A 13,612-nucleotide genomic window follows, 5' to 3' on the forward strand; every position below is an offset into this window, starting at 1 on the left:
AATTCAGCTAGTTAAGTGACGATAGCCTAGGAGATACACCTGTACCCATGCCGAACACAGAAGTTAAGCCCTAGAACGCCGGAAGTAGTTGGGGGTTGCCCCCTGTGAGATATGGTAGTCGCTTAGCAGGATAGGAAGTCGGAGTACTTCCTTTTTGGGAGTTTAGCTCAGCTGGGAGAGCATCTGCCTTACAAGCAGAGGGTCAGCGGTTCGATCCCGTTAACTCCCATATAGGTCCCGTAGTGTAGCGGTTATCACGTCGCCCTGTCACGGCGAAGATCGCGGGTTCGATTCCCGTCGGGACCGTTGAAATTGTTAGACAGTTTCAAGAAGAAAGACTCGTTAGCTCAGTTGGTAGAGCATTTGACTTTTAATCAAAGGGTCACTGGTTCGAGCCCAGTACGGGTCATAAGCGCGGGTTTGGCGGAATTGGCAGACGCACCAGATTTAGGATCTGGCGCTTTAGGGCGTGGGGGTTCAAGTCCCTTAACCCGCATAGAAATATAAATGAGCCGGCTTAGCTCAGTTGGTAGAGCATCTGATTTGTAATCAGAGGGTCGCGTGTTCAAGTCATGTAGCCGGCATTTTTTTTGGATAGAGATGCGAACGTAGTTCAGTGGTAGAACACCACCTTGCCAAGGTGGGGGTCGCGGGTTCGAATCCCGTCGTTCGCTTTGAGGCCGGGGTGGCGGAACTGGCAGACGCACAGGACTTAAAATCCTGCGATTGGTAACGATCGTACCGGTTCGATTCCGGTCCTCGGCATAGCGGATATGCGACAGGGCACCCTTAGCTCAACTGGATAGAGTACCTGACTACGAATCAGGCGGTTAGAGGTTCGACTCCTCTAGGGTGCATGAAGGGAAAAGAGCTCCTATGACTCTGTTTTTACTTATGATCGGGAAGTAGCTCAGCTTGGTAGAGTACTTGGTTTGGGACCAAGGTGTCGCAGGTTCGAATCCTGTCTTCCCGATACGCTAATTCATAAAAGACAACGGCTATTTGCTGTTGTTTTTTATATTTTATGGGTTCTGGTTTTTTGCTTTTCTATAATGTCTCTATAATTTATAAGTTTTCGTAAATTAGATAGTATCCATATAGGATGTGGTCTTTTTACTTTTTGATTAAAGTATTTGGCTTACTTCATATTTTTTGCTATTTATGCGTGCCTATTGCCTTGATTGAATTTTTACCTGATTTTTTGTATACTAATATTAGGATAATCATTTATTGATGGGAGATTTTTATATGTTAAAGCAAGATTGGCTCGAATATTTTGAAGCTGTGAATGGCCGTTCAGCAACGGATGCGGAAATTACTCAAGCTTTGCTGGCTGGTGAATTTGTGGAATCTGAGGTGACAAGTACGAACCAAGCAAGTTGGAAGTGAAACTGGCTCAATCATATCAGACTCTGTTCGAGCACAAGGAGGAGCTTCAAACGGTGAATACTATGCTCAGCTGCAAAATGCTTTTCAGGAACAGAATGGGCAAGCATTGTTCACTCAGCCAACTGGGCAGCAATATCAAGAGCTTCCTCAGCAACGGCCTAACCAAAATCATTTTGCTAATCAAACACAATCATTTGCTCAACAGTGATATCCTTATCAACAGCCAAATGGTGGGCAACCTAACCAGTTCGTTGGTCAGCCTCAATCTTCTGGTCCGCAAGGCTTCAATCAGCAAGCTTATCAAAACAATCCGCAAGGCCAGTTCAATGCGCAGAATTTCCAGCAAGGACCACAGGCCTACTACAGTCAGCAACAGCCGGCGCAACCAAGTGAATTTTCTAAAACGATGAAAGGTTTCTGGGCCTGGCTTATTTCTGCTTGGAAGTCGCCAACTTCAGAAGTTGAAAGTAATAAATTAAATGGATATCTTTCTCTAGGCTTGACTGTTTTCTTTGCAGCTATTGTGGTGAATTATAATTTTTATAATCTTATTCATTCGGTGAGTTTTGGCTTTTACAGTGGTCCGACTTTTGATTTTAGACTTTTCTTGGTCTCACTGATAGCGGCAACCCTCGTTCTTTTCTCCATTATTTTAGGAGGCTTTGCTGTAAAACGCATGGTCTATAAGGATGGAAGCTTCAGCTTTAATAAGGCATTTGACTGGTATGGTAGACTCTATGCGATTGTCTTACCTTTTGTGGCTCTTTCTGCTTTATTTAGTTTACTTGGGATTATGTCTGTATCCCTCTTCCTAGCATGGATTGGCTTAGTGTTAATTGGGGTCGGAGCAACCTTTGCTTTGATTTATTCAAAATCTAGCACGTCTATGGATCCTTTTTATAAATATTTACTGGCAATTATTGTCAATGGTGTGATTACATTTATCTTTACTTTCATCGCTTTCTCATTGCTAATGAGTCTTATGATGATGTAAGGTTCTTGGAGGTGATTTATGGCAACGAAAGAAAAGTGGGTTGAGCTTTTTGAGCAAGTGATTGGTAGAAAGCCAACCGCAGATGAGTTTTTAGAAGGAAAACGTTCTGATTTTGATCCCAGAAAGATTATTTCTATTGCGGCTCCAGCAGGACAAAGTAACGATGGGCCAGCTGAAGAGAAGCAAAGCTCGGTGACTCAGGAAGAAAATTTGGGGCAAGAGGAGCCAGCTGTAGAGTTTCTCAAAGAAGAATTTGTTGAAGCTTCTCCTAAAGAAGAAAAGCAAGTGCTTTCAGAATCGGATCAATACCAAGAGCAACGGGAGAATTGGCTACAAGCTTTCGAGACGAATATTGGTAGAAAGCCGACTAAAGAGGAATTTTTAGAAGCACGAAATCAAGGTTTTGCTAATTTGCCTATTCGCTCTGAATTACTGGATTCGGAATTACCACAGAAAGCAATAAAAAAAGCAGAAAAAAGAATGTCGAAGAAGAAAGTCATGCTGATTGCTTTTCCTCTTATTCTACTTTCTTTTTTGGTGGCAGCCTTTCTTTATTTGAGCTCAGTGACAGGTGTTAAAGTTGTTACGGATGATTTTGCAAAAGCGGTTACTAAAAAGGATTATGATGGAATCGCAAACCTACTTTCTTCTAACTCAGATAAGTGGACACGTGCAGACGCGAGGGCTTTGGTCGAGCACTTAGAGAGTCAAGAAATCAATATTGAGACCGAGTTGGACAACATTGCTAAATCAAAGGGCAAATCAGCTTATATTGATGACAATCAGAATAAACTTTTAGGTGTGACTGAAAAGAGCAAGAAATTTGGGATTTTTCAGGAATATCAAATAGTGGCCTATCCAGTAGAGGTGAAGGTTAACACGAACTTAGACAATGCGAGCATCAAAGCAGGAGATAAGAAAAGCCTTCCTTTGAGTAAGAATGCTGAGACGAATATTGGCAAATATCATTTTATCAAGCAGGAATTTACCCTGAAAGGTAAGACGGAAGTCGGAGAAATTGAGAGTAAGATTCAGCTTGATTTAGCCACTGCTAAGAATAATGAAATTAAATTGGATCTTAAGTCTGAAAAGAAACGATTGAAGGTTACTATGCCAGCAGAAGCTTCAAATGCAACAGACCTTAAAATTGTTGTAAATGGCAAGGAAATTGGTAGTAGCTTGGAAACAGATATTCAAGTTGTACCACATCAAGAACTGGAAGTCTATGCTAAGTTTGTTGTTGCTGGTAACACTTTTGTAACCAACAATACTTTCCTTGTTGGTTACAAAAGTGTTACCAGCAAGGAAAGTATTGTTGTCAAAGGAGACACGCTTGATCTTGTATTATCTTTACCAAAAGAAGTGACAGATAAGATCAAAGAAAAGGACGAAGAAGCTAAAAAGCTAGAAGCTAACAAGGTAAAAATCACCAATTTCCTTAGCGAATATCGCACGGCTGTTTTCAGATCGGTCTCTAATCGTTCTAATTATTATGCTCAATATTATGACACTTCTAGTCCATCATACAAAGAGATGGTTGAGTGGACTACAGGTGGTGGTGTCAAGAAGGCGAAAATTGATTATTACGATCCAGGAGCTTTGGATATCCGTGAAGTGAGAGAGGAGAACGGCTCCTATATTGTGACGACTTATGAGGACTATACAGTTCACTATATTGATAGTACTCCAAATAGTGTCAATCGAAAAAATAAAACTTACTATTTGAAGCCGACTGGAAATTCCTTTGCAATCTACAATATTGAAGTTTCAGAAAGTTAGTGGAATACAATGAAATATAATAAACTTATTTTTCTAGCAATGTCAGTCTTGCTTTTAAGTGCTTGCTCAGCAGCTAAAGACAAGACTGAAAGTAGTACAAACAAGCAGGCAAGTAGCTCAAAGGTATCTGTTGAAAAAAAAGAGGCTGAAAAAGACCGGTCATCTAGCCAAGATACAGGGAGTGAATCGGATAGTGCGGAGTCTAAGAAGGAGCAGAAACAGGACGTAACTGTTGATAAAAATGTTTCTTACAACGGAAGCTATTATAGCGTTCAAGGTAAATATGACGAAATAGTCATCGCCAATAAACACTATCCATTATCAGCTGATTACAATCCAGGTGAGAATCCGACTGCTAAAGCAGAATTACTTAAGTTAATCGCAGATATGCAGTCCAAAGGTTATCCTATCAGCAACCAATATAGCGGTTTTCGTAGCTATCAAACTCAGGTCGGCCTTTATCAAAGTTATGTGAATCAAGATGGACAAGCTGCGGCTGATCGTTATTCGGCAAGACCAGGCTACAGCGAGCACCAAACTGGTTTAGCATTTGATCTGATTGATAGTAGCGGCAATCTGGTTGAAGAAGCGGGAGCTAGTCAGTGGCTCTTGGACAATGCCTATAAATATGGTTTTGTAGTACGCTATCCTGTTGGCAAGGAGGGGTCTACTGGCTATGTGCCTGAAAGTTGGCATCTACGCTATGTAGGAAAAGAGGCCAAGGAAATTTCCGAATCTGGCCTCACACTGGAAGAGTATTATCATTTTACAGGTGGTAATTATGCCCAGTAAAATCTAATTGCAGACTCAGCATCTACCTTATTCTCAAAAGTTAGAAGCTACATATCTCACTTTAAAAGTGGAGTTGAACTGCTGTATGATTAGAAAAATACATAGTAAAACCAGTCCTCTTTTGGGGACTGGTTTTTTGTTTTGTTGACACTAAGACCTAACTCATAAGATGAGCAGAGCTCGAGTTGACTTTTTCCTATTCTTTTATAATTTCAATCTTTTCGATTTTAATATCTGTTTTGGGTTTATCTTTATCGCCAGTTTCTGTGGCAGCGATTTTGTCTACTACGTCCATGCCTTCAATGACTTGGCCAAAGACAGTATAGCCGCCGTCAAGGCTTGGATTTCCGCCGTTCTTGTAAGCTTCAATGATTTTAGCTGGGAAGGTGTCGGTCGGTAATTGTTTGGATAAGTCTTTCTTGCTTTGGTTGATGAAAAATTGACTGCCGTTGGTGTCTTTTCCAGCATTGGCCATGGCTAGTGCACCGCGCAAGTTATAGAGGTAAGGAGAATATTCATTCTTGAAGCCATTTCCTGAGTCAATAGACTTATTCTTGCCTTTCCAAATAGATTCGCCACCCGTGCCATCTCCTTTAGGATCGCCGGTCTGAATCATGAAATCATTGATAACGCGGTGGAAAATGACCCCATCATAATAGCCTTCCTTTGCATGTGTCAGAAAATTTTTGACAGCTAAAGGAGCGTATTTAGGAAACAGCTTGAGGCGAATGTCTCCTTGTGTTGTGATGATCTTGACTTCAGCCTCATCTTCGGCAACTTCTGTAGATAGTTGTGGGAAGTTGGCATTTTCATTGGTCATGGCATCCTTGTACTGTTCACGGAGTTTTTGAGCTTCAGCTGCCTCAGAACTGGTATCGGTAGCAGAAGACTGCTTAGGAGCACTGGAGGACTTGGTAGTAGAATCTTCTTTAGTGGAGCAGCCTGTCAGAGCAAGTGCAGATAAAAGACTAAAAAGAATGATTTTTTTCATAAATAACCTTTCTATGCGTAAGTTTATGAACTATTGCTATTTTACTATAAGTGCTTTAGTTTTTCAAACTTTCCTGCGTCAGAAATTCCAAGAGCAGGGATTTGAGGCTTTCTGGACGCAGATTGTGGTTGTAAAGTTCTTGCAAGCTGACCCATTCGAGCTGGTAAATGTTTTGGGGACCACTGCGCCGGGCTTCCTCGCCCTGCATGAGGGAAGTCTCGGCCGTACTTAGACTGGTGTAGAAATAATACTCCTCTTTTCCCTGATTGTTAAAGGAAAAAGCTGTGTGCAGCTGGTCAGCAGAAAAGCTAAGATTGACTTCTTCTTTCATTTCCCGTAAGGCGGCTTCTAAAGGTCCTTCTCCAAGTTCGATAGTTCCACCGGGAATCACGAAATACTCTTGCCCATTCTTCCAGCGGTGAATGAGCAAAATCTTGTCCAAGAAAGGATTGTAGACAATCACACCTGCTCGCATACTATTCTCCTTTCCGATATTTTCTTCTAAATAGTCTAGCAAAAATAGCTAAAGATTACCAATCTGAGCTATAGAAACACTTTCTTGAAATTTCTGATTACGAAAAAATATAGATGCTAGATTGAATGTTATACATCAGAAATGGAGCACTTGTGCCTATAAATTTTAAGGAAGCTATCTTGCTCATCTGGTTTTATAGTAGCATTTCTAATAGATGTTCTTTTAGTGGGACCATTGGTCAAAGATCTGCTCTTTCGTTTTTTGAAAGATCAACATAAGCGCTGAAAAAATATTAGGGTGTGTCCTTGTCAATGGAAAGCTATTTGGGAGCTCGGGGAACAAATCTTGTAATGGCTGTTTCCTTTAACTTTCTCCTGGTTGGCTCATTCTCGTCTTTTATACTAGGGCGTATCCAGAAATCTTTCCCGAATTAAGAAAAAGTCGAAGATTTTGAGGGCGATAGTGAAGTTCCAACAATTATTTGAGGAAAAATTATGGTAAAATAAGATAAAAATCATTGGTTTCGTTTGATAAAAATTTATCGTTCGTTTGAAGGGAGTTTGATTATGGTAAGACGTTTAACAAGAAGTGCTGATGATAGAATCATTGCGGGAGTTTGCTCCGGGCTAGCTCGGTATTTTAATATAGATCCGGTCATCATCCGTGTCATCTGGGGAGTCTGATTCTTTGCTTATGGGATTGGACTTCTTCCCTACCTCATTTTCTGGTTGATTTTGCCAGAAGAATAAAGCAGAAACTAGTTGCAAAAGGCAGCTAGTTTTCTCTTTAGAAGATCTTAAAATATGGTATAATGAAATTTATGGCAAATAAGAAAAATACAAAAAACAGTCGGACTACGAGACGGCCGACAAAAGCGGAATTAGAAAGACAAAAAGCGATTCGACGGATGATAGTCACCTTTGTTTTGGCTATCGCTTTGTTGTTTGCTGCTTTGAAGCTGGGGGCTTTTGGCGTCACCATTTATAACTTAATTCGGGTTCTGGTAGGGAGTCTGGCTTATGTGGCGATTCTAGCTGCCTTGTTTTATCTCTTTTTCTTTAAGTGGCTGCACAAACATGAGGGGAAGATTTCAGGCTTCATCAGCTTTTTCTTAGGACTCAGCTTGATTTTTCAAGCCTATTTTGTTCATGTTTTGCATTTGAAAGGGCAGGTTTTATCCACGACGCTTACGCGAGTCTTGACAGATTTGTTGGCCTTTAAAGTGTCCTCATTTGCTGGTGGTGGGCTGATTGGGGCGGCTCTTTATGCTCCGATTTCTTTTCTTTTTTCAAATATCGGCTCTTATTTTATCGGACTACTCCTGATTTTTCTGGGGGTCTTGCTCATGAGTCCATGGTCGCTTTACGATCTTGCTGAGAAATTTAGCATGGCTTTTCAAAACTGGAGAGAAAAAGAGGAAGAAAAACGTCAGCTTCGTTTTCTTGAGCAGGAGGAAAAAGCTGCACAGGCAGCTATGCAAGCTATTGAAGTAGAGCAGGAAGAAGCCGAGGTTGATCCTGAAACAGGAGAGATTTTAGATGACGAGGACTTGTCAGATACAGCTGTGGACTTTGATGAGGCAGACTATGAGGAAGTGGGAGAGTATGATCCTCATGAGCCTCTGGACTTTGGTCGCGAAGAAGAGACGGAGGAGGCAGATGTAGACGTTGAAATGGACTTTACTGCCAAGGAAAGTCTGGACTACAAGCTGCCGACCATCAACCTCTTTGCGCCCGACAAGCCTAAGAATCAGTCTAAAGAAAAGCGAATTGTTCGCGACAATATTAAGATTTTGGAAGAGACCTTTGCTAGTTTTGGGATCAAGGCTGCTGTTGAGCGGGCAGAAATCGGACCTTCCGTCACTAAGTACGAGGTCAAGCCAGCTGTCGGTGTTCGGGTCAATCGGATTTCCAATCTGGCTGATGACTTGGCTCTTGCCCTAGCTGCCAAGGATGTACGGATTGAGGCACCAATTCCTGGGAAATCCCTAGTCGGGATTGAAGTACCCAACTCTGAAGTTGCGACCGTGACTTTCCGAGAACTTTGGGAACAGTCGAAAACGGATGCCAGCAAGCTCCTAGAAATCCCACTTGGGAAGGCTGTCAACGGCTCTGTCCGCTCCTTTGACTTGGCTAAGATGCCCCATCTCTTGGTGGCTGGCTCTACTGGCTCTGGTAAATCTGTGGCTGTCAACGGTATTATCGCCAGCATTCTTATGAAAGCCAGACCGGATGAAGTCAAGTTTATGATGGTGGATCCTAAAATGGTGGAGTTGTCCGTTTATAATGACATTCCCCACTTGCTTATCCCTGTTGTGACCAATCCTCGCAAGGCTAGCCGTGCACTCCAGAAGGTTGTAGATGAGATGGAAAACCGCTATGAACTCTTCTCCAAGGTCGGTGCCCGTAACATTGCTGGCTACAATGCTAAAGTAACCGAGTACAATGCCCAATCAGAGTACAAGCAAGTGCCCCTGCCTTTAATCGTCGTTATCGTGGATGAGCTGGCTGACCTTATGATGGTGGCCAGCAAGGAAGTAGAAGACGCCATTATTCGTTTAGGGCAAAAAGCGCGTGCGGCTGGGATTCACATGATTCTGGCCACCCAGCGTCCATCAGTAGATGTTATCTCCGGTCTGATTAAGGCCAATGTACCCTCTCGGATTGCCTTTGCTGTATCCAGTGGGACAGACAGTCGGACCATTCTGGATGAAAATGGAGCAGAAAAGCTCTTGGGTCGTGGGGATATGCTCTTTAAGCCTATTGATGAAAACCACCCGGTTCGTTTGCAGGGCTCCTTTATCTCAGATGAAGATGTAGAGCGAATCGTAGCCTTTGTCAAGAATCAAGCTGAAGCTGATTATGACGATAGCTTTGACCCCGGTGAAGTATCTGAAAGTGATTTGGATACTGGCGGGGGCGACGATGAAGGCGATCCTCTCTTTGAAGAAGCCAAGGCCTTGGTCATCGAGACTCAGAAAGCTAGCGCTTCTATGATTCAGCGGCGACTCTCGGTCGGTTTTAACCGGGCCACTCGTCTTATGGAAGAACTTGAAGCGGCAGGCGTTATCGGACCAGCTGAGGGAACCAAGCCGAGAAAAGTATTGCAGACAAGTTAAACATTTTCCCGAGCAATTGGTTAACAAGAATAATGTCCTGTAAATACAAATCTGCCAGCAGTTAGCCGGCAGATTTTCTCTACGGAAGAATGAAAGGAAAAAGTTATGAAACTAGATAGCATTCACCATATTGCAATTATTGGTCATGATTATGCTAAGACTAAGGATTTTTATGTGGATAAGCTGGGCTTTGACATGCTGGATGAGCACCATCGGCCCGACAAGCAGGACATTCTCTTTAATGTCCGCAAAGGGAATTTGACACTGGAAATTTTCATCAAGGAAGAGGCTCCCAAGCGGCCAGCCTTGCCAGCTCCAGAGCATACTGGCCTGCGGCATCTGGCTTTCCGAGTGACAGATGTCGAAGAAATGCTAGAGGAATTTGACCGATTGGAGATTCCCCATACCGAGCTGCGCTATGATGACTTTGACGGCCGTAAGATGGCTTTCTTCTTTGATCCAGATGGCTTGCCTCTAGAGATTTATGAATAAAAGAAAGAGAATCGGAGGGGCTTTGTTTCTCAACAGAAGAATGACTCATAAGATTTGCATATGAAAACCCATCGGCTTTGCCCGATGGGTTTTGTTTTACATTTATAAAAAGAGAGCGATGACCATGGCTAGGTACATAAAGAAGGTCAAGATAAAACCAGCCCGCCAGAAAAATTTAAAGAACTTGGGATAGTAGAAAGTCCGTTTTTTCCTAAGAAAATAAGCTGTGATGGCGATAGCTAGGCCAGACAATACTAATAATAGGTGGGGTAACAGACTGTGATAGAAGGCCTTGCCTGAAATGATATACAGCTCTATAGCAAAAAAAGGGAAAGCCAAATCTGCAAAATTCAAGCCAAATTTTCTTAGCCTGAAGACCTTCACTGCGATAATCGATAAGATAAGTGTTAAAAAGATAAATAATACAGAAGCAATTTTTAATAATACCATGTAACCATTTTACCATAAAAATGAGAAAATATAAGAATTTTTCTTGCATTTTGAAAAGATTAGTGTATAATAGAAAAGTATGCAAAAAGCATACTTGTGGGAGGTAAAAATCTTTAATTACCGCCAAAACCACAAAGGAGGATTTAAAAATGGCTAAAAAAGTCGAAAAACTTGTAAAATTGCAAATCCCTGCTGGTAAAGCTACTCCAGCTCCACCAGTTGGACCTGCTCTTGGTCAAGCTGGTATCAACATCATGGGATTCACAAAAGAGTTCAACGCTCGTACAGCTGACCAAGCTGGTATGATCATTCCAGTTGTTATCTCAGTATACGAAGACAAATCATTTACTTTCGTTACAAAGACACCACCAGCTGCTGTTCTTTTGAAAAAAGCTGCAGGTGTTGAAAAAGGATCAGGTACACCTAACAAAACGAAAGTTGCTACAGTTACTCGTGCACAAGTACAAGAAATTGCAGAAACTAAGATGCCAGATTTGAACGCAGCAAACATTGAGTCTGCAATGCGTATGATCGAAGGTACTGCTCGTTCTATGGGATTCACTGTTGTTGACTAATCAATAACACAGTAGAAAATCTCACAGCAGTCTATTAGTTACTTTTCATACTAGGCAAGTGACTGAGGCTTGTACTTAGGTACAGCAAAGGAACTTAACGAAGTAGGAAAAGAAAAATAATAGACTGATAACCCGCAAGACTTCATCATTTCGAGAAGTGACGTGGGAGATGAAAATCGATTGAACCACTTACAAGGAGAATAGAAAATGGCTAAAAAAAGCAAACAACTTCGTGCTGCTCTTGAGAAAATCGACAGCACAAAAGCATACAGTGTAGAAGAAGCTGTAGCACTTGCAAAAGAAACTAACTTTGCAAAATTTGACGCAACTGTAGAAGTTGCTTACAACTTGAACATCGACGTTAAAAAAGCTGACCAACAAATCCGTGGCGCAATGGTATTGCCAAACGGTACTGGTAAAACTTCACGCGTTCTTGTTTTCGCACGTGGTGCAAAAGCTGAAGAAGCAAAAGCTGCAGGTGCAGACTTCGTTGGTGAAGATGACCTCGTTGCGAAAATTAACGACGGTTGGTTGGACTTCGATGTAGTTATCGCTACACCTGACATGATGGCTCTTGTTGGACGTCTTGGACGTGTCCTTGGACCACGTAACTTGATGCCAAACCCTAAAACTGGTACTGTAACAATGGATGTTGCTAAAGCAGTTGAAGAGTCTAAAGGTGGTAAGATCACTTACCGTGCTGACCGTGCAGGTAACGTTCAAGCAATCATCGGTAAAGTATCATTTGAAGCTGAAAAATTGGTTGAAAACTTCAAAGCGTTCAACGAAACAATCCAAAAAGCAAAACCAGCTACAGCTAAAGGAACTTACGTAACAAACTTGACAATCACTACTACTCAAGGTGTTGGTATCAAGGTTGACGTGAACTCACTTTAAGAATTGAATTTGAGCTACCTACGGGTAGCTCTTTTTTTTTGGACAAAACATGCTGAAGACGGTTACAAAAAATGTAAAAACATGGTATAATTTTATGGAACTATTTATTTTATATTCAAAGGAGATGAATGATGAAAAAAGATCAGAACCAGCTGACTTGGCTGATGGTGTCCCTGATTGCCTTTAATATGGTTTGGGGTCTGGGAAATGTGGTCAACAACTACTCCCAACAAGGGATTTCGGTCGTTGTTTCTTGGATTCTTATCCTGGCCATTTACTTTATTCCCTATGCCCTCATCGTGGGGCAGCTAGGCTCGACCTTCAAGGAGAGCGGAGGTGGTGTCAGCGACTGGGTGGAGAAGACCTCTACCAAGCGCTTGGCTTATTTTGCGGCTTGGACTTACTGGGTGGTGCATATTCCCTACTTGGCACAAAAGCCACAGGGAGTTCTGATTCCTTTAGGATGGGCTATCCAAGGAAATGGCGATTTTTTGAGCAGTCTTGATATTCACTGGATTGTTATTCTTAGTTTGCTGATTTTCGGTGCCTTTCTCTACTTGTCTACCAAGGGTCTATCCACGCTCAAGGTCATTGGCGGTCTAGCTGGAAGTGCGATGCTGATTATGTCCTTCCTTTTTGTTCTATTAGCGGTTGGTGCGCCTTTTATCAAGCCGGATATGCAGTTTGCAACGGCTAATATGGACAAGCTCAGCACTTACATTCCTAATTTTGATTTTTCATACTTTACGACTATCTCGCTTTTGGTCTTTGCGGTAGGTGGGGCTGAGAAGATTTCGCCTTACGTTAACCAAACACGCAATCCCGCTAAGGAATTTCCAAAAGGGATGATCATCATGGCCATCATGGTTGGAGCCTCTGCGATTTTAGGTTCTCTGGCCATGGGTATGCTCTTTGACGGTAGCAATATTCCTGAAGATTTGATGCGTAACGGTGCTTATCAAGCCTTCCAAATGCTGGGTAACTACTGGGGCGTGGGTAATGTACTGGTAGTTATCTATGCCCTGACCAATATGGTGGGACAGATTGCGGCCTTGGCCTTCTCAATTGACGCGCCTCTACAAATCTTGCTAAATAATGCAGATGAAGAATTTGTTCCAAGCTGGCTACGTAAGCGGACATCAAAAGGTGTATTGATTAACGGTTATATTCTGACAGGGATTTTGGTAAGCTTCCTGATTGTCCTACCAATCTTTGGAATCAAGGAAATTGATGGTCTGGTTAAATGGATGACTAATCTTAACTCTATTGTTATGCCGATGCGTTATCTTTGGGTATTCGTGGCTTATATGTTGCTCAATAAAGCTTGGAAGAAATACAAGGATGCGGAATACAAACTTACTAAAAATCCGAAATTTGGCTTTATCATCGGAGCTTGGTGCTTCCTTTTCACAGCTTTTGCTTGTATTTTAGGTATGGTTCCCAAAGTAGATTATGCGGTTGATCCAGCTGGTTGGCGCTTCTCTCTGATGACAAATATCTTGACACCGATTGTCTTGATTAGTTTAGGTGTCATCTTGCCACTTTTGGCTAAACGGGAGAAGAGACAGTCACTTAAATAGTAGTGACGATCGCCTCTATCGCTAAATTGATAAATTTTTCAGCCCTATCTTATGATAGGGCTTTTTTTAGGAAAAAATCC

The 13,612-nt window shown here is 42.1% G+C and carries 11 protein-coding genes, 9 tRNA genes, 1 rRNA gene and 1 pseudogene; 19 read left to right on the forward strand and 3 right to left on the reverse strand.

Going from position 1 to position 13,612, the window contains the following annotated elements; translation table 11 throughout:
- Positions 1-11 precede the first annotated feature (11 nt).
- The 13 genes and pseudogenes from rrf (at position 12) to ldcB (ending at position 4,954) form a co-directional block, all read left to right on the forward strand.
- Positions 12-127 (forward strand): 5S ribosomal RNA (rrf, locus tag FZ954_RS00005).
- A 29-nt stretch (positions 128-156) separates the two neighbouring features.
- Positions 157-229 (forward strand) — tRNA-Val (locus FZ954_RS00010).
- Positions 230-233: 4 nt separating this feature from the next.
- Positions 234-306 (forward strand) — tRNA-Asp (locus tag FZ954_RS00015).
- Positions 307-336: 30 nt separating this feature from the next.
- Positions 337-409: transfer RNA gene (locus tag FZ954_RS00020), tRNA-Lys, on the forward strand.
- A 5-nt stretch (positions 410-414) separates the two neighbouring features.
- Positions 415-496: transfer RNA gene (locus tag FZ954_RS00025), tRNA-Leu, on the forward strand.
- Positions 497-511: 15 nt separating this feature from the next.
- Positions 512-584, forward strand: a tRNA-Thr gene (locus FZ954_RS00030).
- A gap of 18 nt (positions 585-602) precedes the next feature.
- Positions 603-674, forward strand: a tRNA-Gly gene (locus FZ954_RS00035).
- Between the two features lie 5 nt (positions 675-679).
- Positions 680-765, forward strand: a tRNA-Leu gene (locus FZ954_RS00040).
- An 18-nt stretch (positions 766-783) separates the two neighbouring features.
- Positions 784-857: transfer RNA gene (locus FZ954_RS00045), tRNA-Arg, on the forward strand.
- Positions 858-899: 42 nt separating this feature from the next.
- Positions 900-973: transfer RNA gene (locus FZ954_RS00050), tRNA-Pro, on the forward strand.
- A gap of 275 nt (positions 974-1,248) precedes the next feature.
- Positions 1,249-2,383, forward strand: a pseudogene (locus tag FZ954_RS12125) (DUF6574 domain-containing protein).
- A gap of 18 nt (positions 2,384-2,401) precedes the next feature.
- Positions 2,402-4,162, forward strand: a complete 1,761-nt coding sequence (locus FZ954_RS00060) for a TcaA second domain-containing protein (RefSeq protein WP_148876003.1) — start codon at positions 2,402-2,404, stop codon at positions 4,160-4,162.
- Positions 4,163-4,171: 9 nt separating this feature from the next.
- A complete protein-coding gene (gene ldcB, locus FZ954_RS00065) occupies positions 4,172-4,954 on the forward strand; it encodes an LD-carboxypeptidase LdcB/DacB (protein WP_148876005.1) in 783 nt (260 codons plus the stop codon).
- Between the two features lie 196 nt (positions 4,955-5,150).
- On the opposite strand, the gene FZ954_RS00070 is transcribed toward ldcB, so the two are convergent.
- A complete protein-coding gene (locus FZ954_RS00070) occupies positions 5,151-5,945 on the reverse strand; it encodes a peptidylprolyl isomerase (protein ID WP_148876007.1) in 795 nt (264 codons plus the stop codon).
- Between the two features lie 55 nt (positions 5,946-6,000).
- Positions 6,001-6,420 carry an NUDIX domain-containing protein gene (locus tag FZ954_RS00075; protein ID WP_148876009.1) on the reverse strand — a complete coding sequence of 140 codons (420 nt, stop codon included), beginning with the start codon at positions 6,418-6,420 and terminating at the stop codon, positions 6,001-6,003.
- Positions 6,421-6,986: 566 nt separating this feature from the next.
- Between FZ954_RS00075 and FZ954_RS12130 the strand changes: the two genes are divergently transcribed.
- The 3 genes from FZ954_RS12130 (at position 6,987) to FZ954_RS00090 (ending at position 10,030) form a co-directional block, all read left to right on the forward strand.
- The gene (locus FZ954_RS12130) at positions 6,987-7,103 is read left to right on the forward strand and encodes a PspC domain-containing protein (protein WP_398587631.1); all 117 of its coding nucleotides are present in this window, start codon (positions 6,987-6,989) and stop codon (positions 7,101-7,103) included.
- Positions 7,104-7,240: 137 nt separating this feature from the next.
- Complete coding sequence (locus tag FZ954_RS00085; RefSeq protein WP_148876011.1) at positions 7,241-9,538, forward strand: DNA translocase FtsK; 2,298 nt, start codon at positions 7,241-7,243, stop codon at positions 9,536-9,538.
- A 105-nt stretch (positions 9,539-9,643) separates the two neighbouring features.
- On the forward strand, positions 9,644-10,030 hold the full coding sequence (locus tag FZ954_RS00090; protein WP_148876013.1) for a VOC family protein: 387 nt from the start codon (positions 9,644-9,646) through the stop codon (positions 10,028-10,030).
- Between the two features lie 102 nt (positions 10,031-10,132).
- Here the strand turns inward: FZ954_RS00090 and FZ954_RS00095 are convergent, their stop codons facing one another.
- On the reverse strand, positions 10,133-10,480 hold the full coding sequence (locus FZ954_RS00095) for a DUF3397 family protein (RefSeq protein WP_148876015.1): 348 nt from the start codon (positions 10,478-10,480) through the stop codon (positions 10,133-10,135).
- Positions 10,481-10,629: 149 nt separating this feature from the next.
- On the opposite strand from FZ954_RS00095, the gene rplK reads away from it, so the two are divergent.
- From rplK to FZ954_RS00110, 3 genes are all read left to right on the forward strand, one after another.
- The gene (rplK, locus tag FZ954_RS00100; protein WP_001085808.1) at positions 10,630-11,055 is read left to right on the forward strand and encodes a 50S ribosomal protein L11; all 426 of its coding nucleotides are present in this window, start codon (positions 10,630-10,632) and stop codon (positions 11,053-11,055) included.
- 207 nt (positions 11,056-11,262) lie between these two features.
- Positions 11,263-11,952, forward strand: a complete 690-nt coding sequence (gene rplA / locus FZ954_RS00105; RefSeq protein WP_001085675.1) for a 50S ribosomal protein L1 — start codon at positions 11,263-11,265, stop codon at positions 11,950-11,952.
- A 131-nt stretch (positions 11,953-12,083) separates the two neighbouring features.
- Positions 12,084-13,532, forward strand: a complete 1,449-nt coding sequence (locus tag FZ954_RS00110) for an APC family permease (RefSeq protein ID WP_061910139.1) — start codon at positions 12,084-12,086, stop codon at positions 13,530-13,532.
- Positions 13,533-13,612: the final 80 nt, after the last annotated feature.

This window comes from Streptococcus sp. Marseille-P7375 (assembly GCF_902460365.1).
GTDB lineage: Bacteria > Bacillota > Bacilli > Lactobacillales > Streptococcaceae > Streptococcus > Streptococcus cristatus_I.